The following is a 16,155-nucleotide window of genomic DNA, read 5'->3' as shown; positions in this document are numbered from 1 at the left end:
AGCCCCCATGCCCTACCCACTATCGCGGCCCCCGCTCCGTCGTAGTCGTCGGGGCGCCGTGGTTCAGCCGTGACCGTCACGCCAGGTCGGCGGCCTCGACCTCTTCGCGGGTGATTCCGAGCAGGTACAGCACGGCGTCCAGGAAGGGCACGTTCACCGCGGTGTCCGCGGCCTGGCGGACCACCGGCTTGGCACAGAAGGCCACGCCCAGCCCGGCCGCGTTCAGCATGTCCAGGTCGTTGGCACCGTCACCGATGGCCACCGTCTGGGCCAGCGGTACGCCGGCCTCCGAAGCGAAGCGGCGCAGCAGCCGGGCCTTGCCGGCCCGGTCCACGATCTCGCCGGTGACCCTGCCCGTCAGCTTGCCGTCGATGATCTCCAGGGTGTTGGCCGAGGCGAAGTCCAGCCCGAGCTGCTCCTTCAGGTCGTCCGTCACCTGCGTGAACCCGCCGGAGACCACACCCACCTGGTACCCGAGCCGCTTGAGGGTGCGGATCAGCGTCCGGGCGCCCGGGGTGAGGCGCACCTCGGAGCGGACCTTGTCCACCACGGAGGCGTCCAGTCCGGCCAGCAGCGCGACCCGGGCGTGCAGCGACTGCTCGAAGTCCAGCTCCCCGCGCATGGCCCGCTCGGTCACCTCGGCGACCTCGGCCTCACAGCCGGCGTGCGCGGCGAACAGCTCGATGACCTCGTCCTGGATCAGGGTCGAGTCCACGTCCATGACGACGAGGCGCTGGGCCCGCCGGTGCAACCCGGCCGAGACCACGGCCACGTCGACGCCGATCTGCGCGGCGGCGGTGGCCAGCGCGGTGCGCAGCGGCTCGGTCGCGGTGCCGGAGACGGCGAACTCCACGGCCGTCACCGGATACTTCGCGAGCCGGAAGATGCGGTCGATGTTGCCGCCGGTCGCGGTGATCCGCGCGGCGATGGCGGCCGTGGACTCGGCGGTGAGCGGATGTCCGAGCACGGTGACGTGCGAACGGCCACTGCCGCGCGGCCGGTTGTCACCGGTGCCGGAGAGGATCTCGGCCTGCAGCTTGAGGGACTCGGCCCAGCTGTGGACGGTGGCCCGCAGCTCGCCCTCGGTGCCGGCGGTCGGGTGGGTGACGAGGGCGCACAGGACGATGCGGCCCCGGGTGACGACCTGCTCGATGTCGACGACGTCGACGGAGTAGGCGGCGAGGGTGTCGAACAGCCCGGCGGTGATCCCGGGACGGTCCTTGCCGAAGATCTTGACGAGGAGGGTGGGGACGTCGGAGGTCTGCGAAGCGCTCATGGTGCCTTCACCGTATCTCCCCGGCCCGCGCCCACGGAGCCCCGTCCCACCTGGCGGAACCGTTTCGCTCCGTACGGACGTGCGGGGGCCACCCGGTGGACGTGTGGAGGTCGTGCGATGGCCATGGGCGGGCTCGGGAGCGGGCGCGTGGAGATCCGGCGACGGGGTGAGCCGGACGGACGGGGGCCACGCGCGGGATCGGGAGGGCGAGGGCCGGGAACGAGCCCGCGCGGCGGGCCGAAGAGATGCCCCGGCCGATCCGGGGGCTGCCGAAGCGCCCCGAAACGCACCTTCCGCGGCGCTTTCGACCCCCTCGGCGGGCCTCGCGGGACGCCGCCACGTGGCCCGGATTCCCCTTGTGGCCGTGCGCCTGAAATAGTTCCCCCGGATGTTCGCCATCCCTAGACTCCCTGACGTCATGGGGGATTCTCGGGGGACTTAAGTGGGGCTGGAGTGCCGGAACTCGTACTGGAATTGAATGGAAGGACCTGGACGCTCGATCCGTCCAGGTCGTACTCGCTGGGGCGCGACCCCCAGGGAGACGTGGTGATCGATGACGCCCGGGTGTCGTGGCGGCACGCCACCATCACCTGGAACGGGCGAGGTTGGGGAATCGAGGACCACGGCAGCACCAACGGCACGTACGTGCACGGGGCCAGGGTCCAGCAGGCCGAGCTCGTACCCGGTACGCCGGTGCACCTGGGCAACGCCACCGACGGGCCGCGACTGAATCCCGTCGCGGGTGCGGCCGCGGCCGCCCCGGCGCCGCAGCAGGCCGCCCCGCAGCAGGCGTACGCGCAGCAAGCACAGCCGCAGCAGCAGGCACCGCAGCAGCCCTGGGAACAGCAGGTCCAGCAGGCCCCGCCGTTCCCGCAGCAGCAGGCCCAGCAGGCCCAGCAGCCGCACCAGGCACAACCCTTCCCGCAGCAGCAGCACCAGCCGCACCAGCAGCAGCCGGGCGGCGGCGGTACTCCGGGCTACGGCGACCACCGCAGCCCGACGACGTTCCACCAGCTCGCGCTGGGCCACGTCATGCGCATCGGCCGTGCGCTGGAGAACGAGCTGGTGGTCTCGGACCTCCAGGTCTCGCGCCATCACGCGGAGTTCCACTCGATGCCGGGCGGCCGCTTCGAGATCCGCGACCTCGGCAGCCACAACGGCACCTACGTCAACGGCCAGCCGCTGGCGAAGTCGGGCACCGCGCTGCTCGGCCCGAACGACATCGTCGGCGTCGGCCACTCGACCTTCCGGATCGTCGGCGACCGCCTCGAGGAGTTCGTCGACACCGGTGACGTCTCCTTCTCGGCCCGCCACCTCACGGTCACGGTCGACGGCGGCAAGCAGATCCTCAAGGACGTCACCTTCGGCGTCCCGGAGAAGTCGCTGATCGGCGTCATCGGCCCCTCGGGCTCCGGCAAGTCGACGCTCCTCAAGGCGCTGACCGGCTACCGCCCGGCCAACGAGGGCGACGTCCTCTACGACAACCGCAACCTGTACAAGCAGTTCGCGGAGCTCCGCCAGCGCATCGGCCTGGTCCCGCAGGACGACATCCTGCACAAGGAACTGAAGGTCAGCACCGCCCTGAAGTACGCGGCCAAGCTCCGCTTCCCGGGCGACACCGCCGAGTCCGAGCGCGCCGCCCGCATCAACGAGGTGCTGCGCGAGCTCAAGCTCGACATCCACAAGGACAAGAAGATCACCTCGCTCTCGGGCGGCCAGCGCAAGCGCGTGTCCGTGGCCCTGGAGCTGCTGACCAAGCCGTCGCTGATCTTCCTGGACGAGCCCACCTCGGGTCTGGACCCGGGCATGGACCGCGATGTCATGCAGCTGCTGCGCGGCCTCGCCGACGACGGCCGCACGGTCCTCGTCGTCACGCACTCGGTCGCCGAGCTGGCGATCTGCGACAAGCTGCTGGTCATGGCCCCGGGCGGCTCGGTCGCGTACTTCGGCCCGCCGGACGAGGCGCTGAACTTCTTCGGCTACACCACCTGGGCCGACGTGTTCTCCGCCTTCGAGAGCTACCGCGACTACGACTGGGCCGGCCGCTGGAAGGGCTCGCAGCACTACCAGCTCTACGCCGCCGACATCGACGCGGTCGCCCCGCAGTCGGTGCAGCCCGCCGTGCAGCAGACCCGGCCGCCGAAGCCGCAGGGCTGGGGCTCCCAGCTCTGGACGCTGATGCGCCGCTACATGTCGGTCATCGCGTCCGACAAGGGCTTCATCGGGCTGATGCTGATCCTCCCGGCGGTCCTCGGCGTGGTCTCCGTGGTCATCCCCGCGAAGTTCGGACTCGCGCCGCCCGTGGCGCCGTCCCGCTTCAACGGCGACGCCGGCACGATCATGCTGATCCTCGCGGTCGGCATGTGCTTCTCCGGCGCCGCCAACTCGGTCCGTGAGCTGATCAAGGAACGAGTGATCTACGAGCGCGAGCGCGCGACCGGCCTGTCCCGGTCCGCGTACCTCGCGTCGAAGGTGATCGTCCTCGGGTTCATCACCGCCATCCAGGGCGTGATCATCTGCGCGATCGGCTTCTACCCGCGCGACCTGCCCGCCGAGGGTCTGCTGATGCCGCCGGCCGTGGAGATCTGCCTGTCGGTCATCGCGCTCGGCTTCACCTCCATGATGTTCGGCCTGGTGATCTCCTCGCTGGTGAAGACAGCCGAGAAGACCATGCCGCTGCTCGTCATGTTCGCGATCGTCCAGGTCGTCTTCACCGGCATCCTCTTCCAGGTCTACGACTCTCCGGGCCTGGAGCAGTTCGCCTGGCTGATGCCGTCCCGCTGGGCCATCGCCGCCGCCGGCACCACGCTGAACCTCGGCGTGCTCATGCCGCCGTGGGACCAGGACAACCCGACCAACACCGACCCGCTCTGGGACGCCACGGCCGGACAGTGGGGCCTGAACATCACGATCCTGCTGCTCATCGGCGTCGCGTGCGGCTTCGCCGTGCAGCGCCTGCTGCGCCGCCACGAGCCCGAGGTCATGCGCGCGGGCAAGTAGGCGCAGGGTTCCGCGTACGCACGCGGGCACGCACGAACGCCTCAGGGCGGCTCCGGAACACCGGGGCCGCCCTGAGGCGCATGGGGGGCTGGGGATGCCGCCAGAGGCCTAGTAGGCGCTGTTGACGTTGTCCATGGAGCCGTAGCGGTCGGCCGCGTAGTTGCAGGCCGCGACGATGTTGGCGACCGGGTCGTACTGGTCGAACTTGGTGCCCTTGACGTGGTACGCCTTGAAGGTCGGGGCGATGACCTGGAGCAGACCCTTGCTGGGGATGCCGTTCTGGGCGTTGATGTCCCAGTTGTTGATCGCCAGCGGGTTGCCGCTGGACTCGCGCATGATGTTCTTGTGGATCCCGGCGTAGGTGCCCGGAATGCCCTCCTTCTTCATGATGAAGAGGGCTTCCTTGATCCAGCCGTCCAGGTTGTTCGCGAAGACCGGCGCGCGGTTCGCGGAGCGGCTGGCGGCCGCCTTCTTCTCGCGGTCCTTCTTCGCGTCCGCCTCGGCCTTGGCCTTGGCGGCCGCGTCCTTGGCGGCCTTGGCGTCCTTCGCGACCTTGGCCTGCTGGTCCGCGACGACCTGCTGAACGGTGAGGTGCTGCTGCACGGCCTGCGCCTGCGCACCGTCGACGACCTTGGACCAGGCGACGGGAGCAGCGGCGACGGCCGTCTGCGTCTCGGCGGCGTTGGCCGGTACGAGGGAGAAGGCGAGGGCGGCGGCGCCCAGGGTGGCTACACCGGCGATGGAAAGCTTGTGCGCCTTCGTCATCGTCAGACGACGACTGTGGCCGGGAGTGCTGGTCTCGGTCATGCGTAGCAACCTCTTCGAATAGCGGGGGCCGCAGGAAAGCGCCTGCCGGATCCGAGATCCGCGGCGCTGTGCGGCGAGAGCAATTCTTAGCGGCGGCAAAATCCTGTGGCAAAGGTGTGACGTACGATCCCGCTTAGTGGATCAGGGGCCGGAGCCGAGCCCCGAATTCAGGGCCCGGACCACGCGAGCCAGCGCTAACAGCGCTCTTATTCGTCCACTAGGGAGCTTCGTAAGTGATGTGCGTCCTATGTGCGGGCTCACATCGGGCACGTATCAATCTCACCAACCGTTGCTCAAGCAATCCGCTCAGTGACCGTTCTCATCCTTGAGTAGCAGAAGAGCGTCCGGGAACTCATGCCAGAGGCACAGTTTCGCTACAGCGGGGCGGTACCCGCGTAGTAGGAGGCCTTGTCCGACGGCGCCGGCAGGCCTCCGCCCGACGGGGGCCCGGGCCGCAGGGCCCGGCGGAATGTCCCTTATATACGGACCCTTCTCCCGTACCCCCGAGCGCCCTCCCCGCTCCACCCCGGCCGGACCCCGCCCCGCCCACCGGCCGCCCGGGAGCCGCCCCCGGCCGCCGCCCGCGCGAGGCCTACGCCCACGGCCCGATCCGCCCGCCGGGGAGCCGCGAGTACCGTGAGGCCATGCACTCCGGACCCCGAGGCCCCCGCGCCGGCGGCCTGGCCGCCGTGAGCACCGCGCTGCTCGCCATGAGCCGCCCGCTGGAGGTCCGCGACGTGCTGCGCACGATCGTCGCCTCGGCCCGCGAGCTGCTCGACGCCGAGTACGCGGCCCTGGGCGTCCCGGACGACCACGGCGGCTTCGCCCAGTTCGTCGTGGACGGCATCAGCGAGGAACGGTGGCGGGCGATCGGCCCCCTGCCCCGCCAGCACGGCATCCTCGCCGCGATGCTCCACCAGAACGGCCCCGAGCGGCTGGCCGACGTGCGCGAGGACCCCCGCTTCGAGGGCTGGCCCGCCGCCCACCCCGACATGTCCGACTTCCTCGGGCTGCCCGTCCGGGACGGCGAGGAGACCCTCGGCGCCCTCTTCCTCGCGAACAAGCGGAGCGTCCCGGGCGGCAAGCGGGGCTTCACCGACGAGGACGAGGAGCTCCTCTCCCTCCTCGCCCAGCACGCGGCGATCGCCCTCACCAACGCCCGCCTCTACGAGCGCAGCCGCGAGCTGACCATCGCCGAGGAGCGCTCCCGCCTGGCCCACGAGCTGCACGACGCGGTCAGCCAGAAGCTCTTCTCGCTCCGCCTGACAGCTCAGGCCGCCGCCGCCCTGGTGGACCGCGACCCGGCCCGCGCCAAGGAGGAGCTCCAGCAGGTCGCCGTCCTCGCGGCCGAGGCCGCCGACGAACTGCGCGCGGCCGTCACCGAGCTCCGCCCCGCAGCCCTCGACGAGGACGGCCTCATCGCCACCCTCCGCAACCAGGTCCGCGTCCTGGACCGGGCCCACACCGCACACGTCACCTTCACCTGCGACGGCGTACGGGCCCTGCCCGCGGCCCAGGAGGAAGCGGTCCTGCGCGTGGCCCAGGAGGCCCTGCACAACGCCCTGCGCCACTCGGCGGGCGACCGGATCGACGTCACCCTGACCCGCCGGGAGACAGGGGGAGCCCTGCTCCGGGTGACCGACGACGGAACCGGCTTCTCCCCTCCCACCGTCCGCCGGGCGGGCCGCCACCTCGGCCTCGTCTCCATGCGGGACCGGGCCGCGGGCGTCGGCGGCCACCTCACCGTGCGCTCCGAGCCCGGCACCGGCACCACGATCGAACTGGAGGTACCCGGTGGCTGACACGCCGGGCCGTAGCGGCCGCGTCAGGGTGTTGCTCGTGGACGACCACCAGGTGGTCCGGCGGGGCCTGCGCACCTTCCTGGAGGTCCAGGACGACATCGAGGTGGTCGGCGAGGCAGCCGACGGCGAGGAGGGCATCGCCCGGGCCGAGGAGCTTTGCCCCGACGTCATCCTGATGGACATCAAGATGCCGGGCACCGACGGCATCGAGGCACTGCGCAGGCTGCGCACGCTGGAGAACCCCGCGCGCGTGCTGATCGTCACCAGCTTCACCGAGCAGCGCACGGTGGTGCCCGCGCTGCGTGCGGGCGCGGCCGGCTACGTGTACAAGGACATCGACCCCGACGCCCTCGCCGCCGCCATCCGCTCGGTGCACGCGGGCCACGTCCTCCTCCAGCCGGAGGTCGCCGGAGCCCTGCTCGCCGAGGAGGCCCCCGGCCCGTCATCCGGCCGTGGCGGCAACCTGACGGACCGCGAGCGCGAGGTGCTGCTCCACATAGCGGACGGGCGCTCGAACCGGGAGATCGCCCGCGCGCTCGTCCTGTCGGAGAAGACGGTGAAGACGCACGTCTCGAACATCCTGATGAAGCTGGACCTCGCGGACCGTACGCAGGCGGCGCTGTGGGCGGTCAGACACGGACTCGCACAGTGATTCATCCGGTCGGGTGCATGTAGCCCACATGGCGCATCCCGTTCGTCGGATGAGCGTTCTTCATGACGTGCCGCGGCGGCTGGCCGCGGCAGACGTACTGGAGGACGAGAACGTGAAGAACTTCAAGAAGGCCACCGCCGTCACCATGATCGCGGGCGGCCTCCTCGCCGCCGGCGCGGGTGTCTCGTCGGCGCACGGCGGTGCGTCGGCGGAGGGCGAGGCCCTGAACTCGCCCGGCGTGGCCGCGGGGAACCAGCTCCAGCTCCCCGTCCACATCCCCGCGAACGTGGTGGGCAACTCGGTCAACGTGATCGGCCTGCTCAACGGCGCCTGGGGCAACACGGGCGTCAACAACTGACCCCGCACCACCCCTCTTGACGCGGTGCTCGCACTGCACGCCTTTTCAACGCGGCGCTCGCACCGCACGCCTTTTCAACGCGGCGCTCACACTGCTCCGCAGGCTTCGCCCCGCTGCGCCGGCCTCCGACCGGCGGCGCAGCCGGGCTCGCGTAGCCGCGGGGCCCGCGCAGCGGCCGGGAACCTCGGCCCCGCTTCCCCCCTCTCCCTGGGAAGCGGGCCCGATGCCATTCCCGACGCGGCACCGGCACCGCTCGGCAGGCTTCGCCCCCGCCCCGCCGGCCTCCGACCTGAGGGACAGCCGGACCCGCGTAGCCGCGAGGGGCGCTCTCGGCCCCGCAGCCTCGGGCGGCTGGGCACGCCCGCCCGTGCAGGGGCGGCTTCCTGGCGCAGCCGGGCAAGATCAGCCCCGCCGGCGTTTGAGGCGCGGGGTCCGGGGCGGCGCCCCGGAAGCCCCGGCGCAGCCGGGGACGCTCGCGGGGCGGCGCCGCACCCACGCCCCGCACCGAGCGGCTAGCGCAACCGCTCCTCAACGGCCGAGTTGTACGCCGCGACCAGCGCCCGCCGAGCGACCCGCTCCACGGGCCGCAAGGCCTCCGCCCGCGCGGCCATCTCCGACGCGGCCACCGCCGCCCCGTGCCCCCGCTCGGTCGCCAGCGACACCATCAGGTCCACCCGCTGCGCCAGCGAGAGGACCCGTACCGCCCGCGGCGGATATCCCGGCGCCAGCGCGTCCCGCCCGGCCTCCGTCCGCGCCCGGTACGCGGACAGCGCCGCCTCCGCGACCGGTCCGGATCCCGCCACGTCCAGCCGGGTCAGCACCACCGTGGCCTCTATCAGCGCCTCCGCCAGTTCCCGCTCCGCCTCGCTCAGCGACGGCACGTCCGCCGGCGGGGCCTCCCGTACCGGCAGGCAGTGCCAGGTCACCGACACGTGCACATCACCCGCGGGCCCGGCCTCGTGGACCTCCGGCACCAGCCCGACGGCCGCGCCCACCGCGACGACGGCCTCCTCCGCGTCCAGCGCCCTCGCGTTGAACTCCGGCGGCCCGCTCAGCCCCAGCGGGTGCCCGGGCGCCGGGAGCGCGATCCGCAGCCCGGTCACCCCCAGCACCCGCAACCGGCCCAGCGCCAGGGTGAGCCCCACCGGGCCGGCCTCCCCGGGCAGTCCCTCCACCCGGTGCACGGAGTCCTCGCCCACGATCGACAACACGGCCTCGTCGGGCGAGACGAGACCGGCCAGCAGAGCGTTCCCCCAGGCGGCCAGCCGCCCGGAACGCGGTTCGAAAAGCATCCCCCTACTTTACGGACGGCCCCCCGGACCCGGGCCCGCGCCCGGAGCCCTCCCCGAGTGGCGTAGGTTTTCCCCTGGGGCTGCGCCCACGGACGGGGCGGCGCACAGACGAACCAAGACTGCAAGGGGAGACAACACGCTCATGAGCGATGTTCTGGAGCTGGTGGACGTATCCGTGGTCCGCGAGGGCCGGGCTCTGGTGGACCAGGTCTCCTGGTCGGTCAAGGAGGGGGAGCGCTGGGTGATCCTCGGCCCCAACGGTGCCGGCAAGACCACGCTGCTGAACCTCGCCTCCAGCTACCTCTTCCCCACCAAGGGTTCCGCCACCATCCTCGGCAGCACCCTCGGCAAGGTGGACGTCTTCGAGCTGCGCCCCCGCATCGGCATGGCCGGCATCGCGATGGCCGACAAGCTGCCCAGGCGCCAGACCGTCCTGGAGACCGTCCTCACCGCCGCGTACGGCATGACGGCCACCTGGCAGGAGGAGTACGAGGAGATCGACGAGCAGCGCGCCCGCGCCTTCCTCGACCGCCTCGGCATGACGCCCTACCTCGACCGGAAGTTCGGCACCCTCTCCGAGGGCGAGCGCAAGCGCACCCTGATCGCCCGCGCGCTGATGACCGACCCTGAGCTGCTGCTGCTCGACGAGCCCGCCGCCGGCCTCGACCTCGGCGGCCGCGAGGACCTCGTACGACGCCTCGGCCGGCTCGCCCGCGATCCGCTCGCCCCGTCGATGATCATGGTCACACACCACGTCGAGGAGATCGCCCCCGGCTTCACCCACGTCCTGATGATCCGTCAGGGCAAGGTGGTCGCGGCCGGACCCATCGACCTCGAACTGACCTCCCGCAACCTCTCCCTCTGCTTCGGCCTGCCGCTCGTCGTCGAGCGCAACGACAGCGACCGCTGGACCGCCCAGGGCCTGCCCCTGCGGTAGTTCGGGCCGGGCCCCCCGCACCCTGTCCGGACCGCGCCCACCCGACCTACCATGACCATGTGGACATCGACGCGTGGGTGTGGTGGCTCATCGGCGCGGTCGGACTGGGCATACCCCTGGTCCTGACCGCGATGCCCGAGTTCGGCATGTTCGCCGCCGGAGCGGTGGCGGCCGCCGTGACGGCGGCCCTCGGCGGGGGAGTGGTCGCCCAAGTCCTGGTCTTCGTGGCCGTGTCGGTCGCGCTCATCGCGGTCGTCCGCCCGATCGCGAACCGGCACCGCAACCAGAAACCCCAACACCGCAGCGGAATCGACGCGTTGAGGGGCCGCAGCGCCGTGGTCCTGGAACGCGTGGACGCGGGCGGCGGCGGCCGGATCAAGCTCGCGGGGGAGATCTGGTCGGCGCGCTCCCTCGATGCGGACATCACCTTCGAGCCGGGCCAGTCCGTGGACGTCGTGGAGATCGACGGGGCGACCGCCGTCGTCATGTGACGAACCGGCACGTGAACGAAGCAGCACGTGAACGAACCAGCACGTGAACGAACCAGCACGTGAGCAACTCGCCTGTGTGCAAGCACATGTGGGCAAGCAGCCGACCCGCGGCCCCGGGGTCTGCGAGACTCCGCTGAACGGGGCAGCACAGACAGCCGGAAGGGCACGGGGAACCGCATGCAACCGATCATCATCGTTCTGATCATTCTGGTGGTTCTGGTCTTCATCGCACTGGTCAAGACGATCCAGGTGATCCCGCAGGCCAGCGCCGCCATCGTCGAGCGATTCGGCCGCTACACCCGCACCCTCAACGCGGGCCTCAACATCGTCGTCCCGTTCATCGACTCGATCCGCAACCGGATCGACCTCCGCGAGCAGGTCGTCCCCTTCCCGCCGCAGCCCGTCATCACCCAGGACAACCTCGTCGTCAACATCGACACGGTCATCTACTACCAGGTGACCGACGCCCGCGCCGCGACGTACGAGGTGGCCAGCTACATCCAGGCCATCGAGCAGCTCACCGTCACCACCCTCCGGAACATCATCGGCGGCATGGACCTGGAGCGGACCCTGACCTCCCGCGAGGAGATCAACGCGGCCCTGCGCGGAGTCCTCGACGAGGCCACCGGCAAGTGGGGCATCCGCGTCAACCGCGTCGAGCTGAAGGCCATCGAGCCGCCGACCTCCATCCAGGACTCGATGGAGAAGCAGATGCGCGCCGACCGCGACAAGCGCGCCGCGATCCTCCAGGCCGAGGGCGTCCGCCAGTCCGAGATCCTGCGCGCCGAGGGCGAGAAGCAGTCCTCCATCCTGCGCGCAGAAGGTGACGCCAAGGCCGCGGCCCTGCGCGCCGAGGGCGAGGCGCAGGCCATCCGTACGGTCTTCGAGTCCATCCACGCCGGCGACGCAGACCAGAAGCTGCTCGCCTACCAGTACCTCCAGATGCTCCCGAAGCTCGCCGAAGGCGACGCCAACAAGCTCTGGATCGTCCCGAGCGAGATCGGCGACGCCCTCAAGGGCCTCTCCGGAGCGATGGGCAACTTCGGCCCGATGGGCGCCGCCTCCGGCTTCAACCCGCAGAACGTCGGTAAGGACGGCGGCGCCGGCGGCGGGATCCCCGCCGCCCGCGACAAGGACGCCGCGGAACGCCGCGAGCAGCCCCCCATCGACTGAAGGCGCCGTCCCCTCCGGCATGATCAGTGAGGCCCCCCGACCTTCACGGCGGGGAGGCGACTCACTCATGCAAAGGGGACGACCCCGCCCATGTCCATCTGGGAATCACTCGCGGTCTTCGCGGCCGGCATCGGCGCCGGCACCATCAACACCATCGTCGGTTCCGGCACCCTGATCACCTTCCCGGTGCTGCTGGCCACCGGCCTGCCGCCGGTCACGGCCAACGTCTCCAACACCCTCGGCCTCGTGCCCGGTTCCATCAGCGGAGCCATCGGCTACCGCAAGGAGCTCCAGGGCCAGCGCGCCCGCATCATCCGGCTCGGCGCCGTCTCCCTCGTCGGCGGACTCGCCGGCGCGATCCTGCTCCTCACCCTGCCGTCGGACTCCTTCGACACGATCGTGCCGGTCCTGATCGGCCTGGCCCTCGTCCTCGTCGTCTTCCAGCCCCGGCTCGCCGCCGCCCTGCGCAAGCGCCAGGACGCAGCGGGCGGAGACACCGGCCACCCCGACGGCGGCCCGCTGCTGCTGTCGGGCATGCTGCTCTCGAGCGCGTACGGGGGCTACTTCGGCGCCGCCCAAGGCGTGCTCTACCTCGGCCTCATGGGCCTGCTGCTCCGCGAGGACCTCCAGCGGATCAACGCGGTGAAGAACGTCGTCGCGGCGATGGTGAACGGCATCGCGGCCGTCTTCTTCCTCTTCGTCGCCGAGTTCGACTGGACGGCCGTCCTGCTCATCGCCGTCGGCTCCACCATCGGCGGCCAGCTCGGCGCCAAGGTCGGCCGCCGCCTGCCGCCCACCGTGCTGCGCGCCGTCATCGTGACCGTCGGGATCATCGCGATCGTCCAGCTGCTGCTCCGCTGAGCGACGTAGCAAACGTACGTCGCCCAGCGGAGCCGCCTACCCGGCAGGACGAGCCTGCGCTACGCGATCATCCGCGGCCCTACGCGGAACGCTCCAGCCACTCCGGCAGGGCCTCCCGTCCGCCCACCCCCAGCGCGAGCAGCATGGCGTCCCCCGGCGAGGGAACGAAGGGCTTCCGGAGGAGCGGCATCCCCGCCTCCTCCGGAGTCCGGGCCGCCTTGCGGTGGTTGTCCTCGGAGCAGGAGGCCACCGTGTTCAGCCAGGTGTCCCCACCGCCCTGCGCCCGCGGAAGCACGTGGTCCACGGTCGTCGCGCGCTTCCCGCAGTACGCGCACCGGTGTTGGTCCCGGATCAACACCCCCCTCCGTGACCAGGGAGCATGTCTCCGGAAGGGCACCCGGACGTACCTGCAGAGTCTGATCACCCGCGGCAACGGAAGATCCATCGTGGCCGCGCGCACACGAAACTCGGGATGCGCCTGTTCGACCACGGCCTTGTCCTGGAGCACCAGGACCACGGCCCGGTTCATCGTCACCGTCGACAGCGGCTCGAAGCTCGCGTTCAGCACCAGCGTGTCCCGCATCTCGCCCACCTCCCGTGTGCAGGCCCGCGACCACCCTGGCGGCAAGGCCCGCAACCACTCTGGTCGCGCGCGCCACGCGGGACAACGCAATAAAAATGCCCGGTCCTGGTCGTCTTTAGACCAGGACCGGGCTAACGCTCGGAAAACGAAGAGCGGAATGCTCAGCCCGCGGGAGCCTCGTACTCCCCGATGAGCTGCGCACGCCCCAGCGTGTGGAACCGCAGATTGAACCCGACGACTGCCGGAGACACGTCCGCGCCGGGACCGAGCTTCTCCTCGTCCACCGCGTACACGGTGAACACGTAACGGTGGCGCTCCCCGGCCGGGGGAGCAGCCCCGCCGAAGTCCTGGGTGCCGTAGTCGTTGCGCACGTGCACGGCCCCGGCGGGCAGCCCCTCGAACTTCCCGGAGCCCGCCCCCGCCGGCAGCTCGGTGACCGAGACCGGCAGATCGAAGAGCACCCAGTGCCAGAACCCGCTCCCCGTCGGGGCGTCCGGGTCGAAGCAGGTCACGGCGAACGACTTCGTCGACTCCGGGAACCCCTCCCACCGCAGGTGCGGCGATACGTTCCCACCGGCCAGCACCTGGGCGGACCCCAGATCGGCCCCGGGCTCCAGATCCGCACTGCTCACGGTGAAAGCGTGCACCGCCGGATGGAAATCGTGGGGGAGCGGCGCCCTGCTCTGCTCGGCCACTGCGGAACCTCCTGCTGGGTTGAGTCGACGCTGACCGGTACCTGTACCGGCACCGAGCCTAGATCTGCTCAGAGCCAGTTGCGCTGCGAACCCACCGACGAGATCCACTGGTTCAGGTAGGCCGCCCAGTCCGTGCCCTGGTAGGACTGCAGCCCCACCTGGAAGCAGCGGAAGGTGTCGCTGCCCTCGCTGAACAGACCCGGCTTCTTGTCCATCTCCAGGACGACGTCCATCTCGCGCCCGTCGGAGACGAAGGTCAGCTCGACCTGGTTCAGCCCCCGGTACTGCGACGGCGGCAGGAACTCGATCTCCTGGTAGAACGGCAGCGTCTGCCGCGTCCCGCGGATGTGCCCGCGCTCCATGTCCGCACTGCGGAAGGAGAAGCCGAGCTGCGTGAAGGCGTCGAGGATCGCCTGCTGCGCCGGCACCGGGTGCACGTTGATCGCGTCGAGGTCGCCGGCGTCCACCGCGCGCGCGATCTCCAGCTCCGTGCTGACCCCGATGTTCATCCCGGGCAGCTGACGCCCCCCGAAGTGGGTGATCGGCGTCTCCCAGGGGATCTCCAGGCCGAACGGCACCACGTGCAGGGCGCCCGCCTGCACCTGGAAGGCACCACCGAGACGCTGCTTGGTGAAGACCACGTCCTGCTTGTACTCCTGGTCGTTGCCCTCCACCTCCACGCGCGCCTGGAGCCCGACGGACAGCCCCTCGATCTGCTGCTCCACGGATCCGCCCTGGATCCGGACCTCGCCCTGGACGATCCCGCCCGGCACGACGTTCGGCTCGGTGATGACCGTGTCGACCGAAGCACCACCGGCACCCAGGCTCGCGAACAGCTTCCTGAACCCCATGCTCTGACTCCCCTATACGACGTGCGCGAAAAAGTTCTGCTCGACAAGACCCGCGCGACCACGCGCGGCACTACCTCTGCATACCTCTACAAACGCGGAACCTTAGGCCCCGGTTGCAGGAGTACGCAGTCCACTACGCTCGACTGGATGAGCGCGCGCCCCGACCGTACGCCCCTGCCCCGGTCCTTCTTCGACCGCCCGGTCCGTACCGTGGCCCCGGACCTCCTTGGCCGCACCCTGGTCCGCCGCACCCCTGACGGCCCGCTGGAACTGCGCATCACGGAGGTGGAGGCGTACGAGGGGGAAGCCGACCCCGGCTCCCACGCCTACCGCGGCCGGACGGCGCGCAACGCGTCGATGTTCGGTCCACCCGGACACGCGTACGTCTACTTCATCTACGGCATGTGGTTCAGCCTCAACGTGGTCTGCGGCCCGCCGGGCCACGCCGGCGGAGTCCTGCTCCGGGCCGGGGAGATCACCGTGGGTGCGGATCTTGCCCGCAAACGCCGAGTTTCAGCCAGAACCGATCGAGAACTGGCCAAAGGCCCGGCCCGTCTGGCCACCGCCCTGGCCGTGGACCGCTCCCTGGACGGCACGGACCTCTGCACCGGCACGGATTCCCCCTTGTCCCTGCTGACCGGCACCCCCGTACCGCCGGACCTGCTGAGCAACGGCCCCCGCACCGGAGTGGGCGGCGCCGGCGCGGCCCACCCGTACCGCTACTGGATCACCCACGACCCGACGGTGAGCCCGTACCGGGCCCACGCGCCACGCCGCCGCTCAACTTGACTCGGCATCGGCGGACGCCTAACGTAGCCCGAGCCGCTTGAACGGGGCACTGCTATCAGCAGACCCCCAGAGCGGCCAACCCACTACCTACGACTTACCCCTGGCGGGGTCCTATTCGGCATGTCCGAATTCGATTCCGAACGGCCGATTATGAGCCACACGGGATAAGCGCTAATGTGGTGGAGTGCCGAAAGGCAAAGACCCTCCAACGGTCACCGAATTCAAATCCAGAGTCGGAAACGACAACGGAAATGATCTGGTAGAGTTGGAAACGAAGGAAGCGCCCGGAGGGCCTGGAAACAGGTACAAAGGAAGCGTCCGTTCCTTGAGAACTCAACAGCGTGCCAAAAATCAACGCCAAAAAGTTGATACCCCGTCCATTTCGGTGGATGAGGTTCCTTTGAAAAAGACCTGTGGGGTCACGGTTTCGGCCGGGATGCTTGCAGGCAGTTACACAGCGAGGACGCAGTGGACGGTCGGTCTTATTCCGACATGACTGTCCCGCTCTAAGTGCGTGTGCACCGGATTACCGGTAAACATTCATGGAGAGTTTGATCCTGGCTCAGGACGAACGCTGGCGGCGTGCTT

The 16,155-nt window shown here is 70.3% G+C and carries 15 protein-coding genes; 9 read left to right on the top strand and 6 right to left on the bottom strand.

Going from position 1 to position 16,155, the window contains the following annotated elements:
- Positions 1 to 76 precede the first annotated feature (76 nt).
- On the bottom strand, positions 77 to 1,276 hold the full coding sequence (gene serB / locus ACFWBW_RS08440) for a phosphoserine phosphatase SerB (protein WP_385369641.1): 1,200 nt from the start codon (positions 1,274 to 1,276) through the stop codon (positions 77 to 79).
- Positions 1,277 to 1,729: 453 nt separating this feature from the next.
- Between serB and ACFWBW_RS08435 the strand changes: the two genes are divergently transcribed.
- Positions 1,730 to 4,276 (top strand): FHA domain-containing protein, encoded by a 2,547-nt coding sequence (locus tag ACFWBW_RS08435; protein ID WP_385369639.1) that lies wholly within the window; start codon positions 1,730 to 1,732, stop codon positions 4,274 to 4,276.
- A gap of 108 nt (positions 4,277 to 4,384) precedes the next feature.
- Here ACFWBW_RS08435 and ACFWBW_RS08430 read toward each other — a convergent pair whose 3' ends face one another.
- Complete coding sequence (locus ACFWBW_RS08430) at positions 4,385 to 5,083, bottom strand: transglycosylase SLT domain-containing protein (RefSeq protein ID WP_385369638.1); 699 nt, start codon at positions 5,081 to 5,083, stop codon at positions 4,385 to 4,387.
- A 644-nt stretch (positions 5,084 to 5,727) separates the two neighbouring features.
- Here ACFWBW_RS08430 and ACFWBW_RS08425 point away from each other — a divergent pair.
- The 3 genes from ACFWBW_RS08425 to ACFWBW_RS08415 all read left to right on the top strand — a co-directional run bounded on the left by ACFWBW_RS08425 (position 5,728) and on the right by ACFWBW_RS08415 (position 7,895).
- Positions 5,728 to 6,885 carry a GAF domain-containing sensor histidine kinase gene (locus ACFWBW_RS08425; RefSeq protein ID WP_385369636.1) on the top strand — a complete coding sequence of 386 codons (1,158 nt, stop codon included), beginning with the start codon at positions 5,728 to 5,730 and terminating at the stop codon, positions 6,883 to 6,885.
- Positions 6,878 to 7,537, top strand: coding sequence for a response regulator (locus ACFWBW_RS08420; protein ID WP_385369634.1), 660 nt, complete (start codon positions 6,878 to 6,880; stop codon positions 7,535 to 7,537). Before ACFWBW_RS08425 ends, ACFWBW_RS08420 begins: the two co-directional genes overlap by 8 nt.
- A 112-nt stretch (positions 7,538 to 7,649) precedes the next feature.
- The gene (locus tag ACFWBW_RS08415; protein WP_243338617.1) at positions 7,650 to 7,895 is read left to right on the top strand and encodes a chaplin; all 246 of its coding nucleotides are present in this window, start codon (positions 7,650 to 7,652) and stop codon (positions 7,893 to 7,895) included.
- A gap of 512 nt (positions 7,896 to 8,407) precedes the next feature.
- Here the strand turns inward: ACFWBW_RS08415 and ACFWBW_RS08410 are convergent.
- Positions 8,408 to 9,187: a hypothetical protein gene (locus ACFWBW_RS08410; protein ID WP_385369633.1), complete on the bottom strand. Its 780-nt coding sequence runs from the start codon at positions 9,185 to 9,187 to the stop codon at positions 8,408 to 8,410.
- 142 nt (positions 9,188 to 9,329) lie between these two features.
- Between ACFWBW_RS08410 and ACFWBW_RS08405 the strand changes: the two genes are divergently transcribed.
- From ACFWBW_RS08405 to ACFWBW_RS08390, 4 genes are all read left to right on the top strand, one after another.
- Complete coding sequence (locus ACFWBW_RS08405; protein ID WP_327252042.1) at positions 9,330 to 10,124, top strand: ABC transporter ATP-binding protein; 795 nt, start codon at positions 9,330 to 9,332, stop codon at positions 10,122 to 10,124.
- Positions 10,125 to 10,183: 59 nt separating this feature from the next.
- Positions 10,184 to 10,615: an NfeD family protein gene (locus ACFWBW_RS08400; RefSeq protein WP_266909853.1), complete on the top strand. Its 432-nt coding sequence runs from the start codon at positions 10,184 to 10,186 to the stop codon at positions 10,613 to 10,615.
- Positions 10,616 to 10,792: 177 nt separating this feature from the next.
- Positions 10,793 to 11,788: an SPFH domain-containing protein gene (locus tag ACFWBW_RS08395; protein ID WP_385369631.1), complete on the top strand. Its 996-nt coding sequence runs from the start codon at positions 10,793 to 10,795 to the stop codon at positions 11,786 to 11,788.
- Positions 11,789 to 11,878: 90 nt separating this feature from the next.
- Positions 11,879 to 12,649, top strand: a complete 771-nt coding sequence (locus ACFWBW_RS08390; RefSeq protein ID WP_385369629.1) for a sulfite exporter TauE/SafE family protein — start codon at positions 11,879 to 11,881, stop codon at positions 12,647 to 12,649.
- 79 nt (positions 12,650 to 12,728) lie between these two features.
- On the opposite strand, the gene ACFWBW_RS08385 is transcribed toward ACFWBW_RS08390, so the two are convergent.
- The 3 genes from ACFWBW_RS08385 to ACFWBW_RS08375 form a co-directional block, all read right to left on the bottom strand.
- Complete coding sequence (locus ACFWBW_RS08385; RefSeq protein ID WP_385369627.1) at positions 12,729 to 13,232, bottom strand: HNH endonuclease; 504 nt, start codon at positions 13,230 to 13,232, stop codon at positions 12,729 to 12,731.
- 161 nt (positions 13,233 to 13,393) lie between these two features.
- Complete coding sequence (locus tag ACFWBW_RS08380) at positions 13,394 to 13,927, bottom strand: YbhB/YbcL family Raf kinase inhibitor-like protein (RefSeq protein WP_385369625.1); 534 nt, start codon at positions 13,925 to 13,927, stop codon at positions 13,394 to 13,396.
- A 68-nt stretch (positions 13,928 to 13,995) separates the two neighbouring features.
- Positions 13,996 to 14,778, bottom strand: coding sequence for a sporulation protein (locus ACFWBW_RS08375; protein ID WP_266909861.1), 783 nt, complete (start codon positions 14,776 to 14,778; stop codon positions 13,996 to 13,998).
- A gap of 147 nt (positions 14,779 to 14,925) precedes the next feature.
- Here ACFWBW_RS08375 and ACFWBW_RS08370 point away from each other — a divergent pair, with 147 nt between their 5' ends.
- Entirely contained in the window at positions 14,926 to 15,567 is a 642-nt protein-coding gene (locus ACFWBW_RS08370) for a DNA-3-methyladenine glycosylase (protein ID WP_385369623.1), read from the top strand.
- Positions 15,568 to 16,155 lie beyond the last annotated feature (588 nt).

Origin of the sequence: Streptomyces sp. NPDC059957 (assembly GCF_042730015.1) — a bacterium.
Lineage (GTDB): Bacteria > Actinomycetota > Actinomycetes > Streptomycetales > Streptomycetaceae > Streptomyces.
Note: the sequence above shows the minus strand (reverse complement) of the source record. Positions and strands in the feature narration are given on the sequence as shown.

Coding starts and splice junctions, on each gene's coding strand:
- serB (WP_385369641.1), bottom strand. CDS start 1,276: ATGAGCGCTTCGCAGACCTCCGACGTCCCCACCCTCCTCGTCAAGATC.
- ACFWBW_RS08430 (WP_385369638.1), bottom strand. CDS start 5,083: ATGACCGAGACCAGCACTCCCGGCCACAGTCGTCGTCTGACGATGACG.
- ACFWBW_RS08425 (WP_385369636.1), top strand. CDS start 5,728: ATGCACTCCGGACCCCGAGGCCCCCGCGCCGGCGGCCTGGCCGCCGTG.
- ACFWBW_RS08410 (WP_385369633.1), bottom strand. CDS start 9,187: ATGCTTTTCGAACCGCGTTCCGGGCGGCTGGCCGCCTGGGGGAACGCT.
- ACFWBW_RS08405 (WP_327252042.1), top strand. CDS start 9,330: ATGAGCGATGTTCTGGAGCTGGTGGACGTATCCGTGGTCCGCGAGGGC.
- ACFWBW_RS08395 (WP_385369631.1), top strand. CDS start 10,793: ATGCAACCGATCATCATCGTTCTGATCATTCTGGTGGTTCTGGTCTTC.
- ACFWBW_RS08390 (WP_385369629.1), top strand. CDS start 11,879: ATGTCCATCTGGGAATCACTCGCGGTCTTCGCGGCCGGCATCGGCGCC.
- ACFWBW_RS08385 (WP_385369627.1), bottom strand. CDS start 13,232: ATGCGGGACACGCTGGTGCTGAACGCGAGCTTCGAGCCGCTGTCGACG.
- ACFWBW_RS08375 (WP_266909861.1), bottom strand. CDS start 14,778: ATGGGGTTCAGGAAGCTGTTCGCGAGCCTGGGTGCCGGTGGTGCTTCG.
- ACFWBW_RS08370 (WP_385369623.1), top strand. CDS start 14,926: ATGAGCGCGCGCCCCGACCGTACGCCCCTGCCCCGGTCCTTCTTCGAC.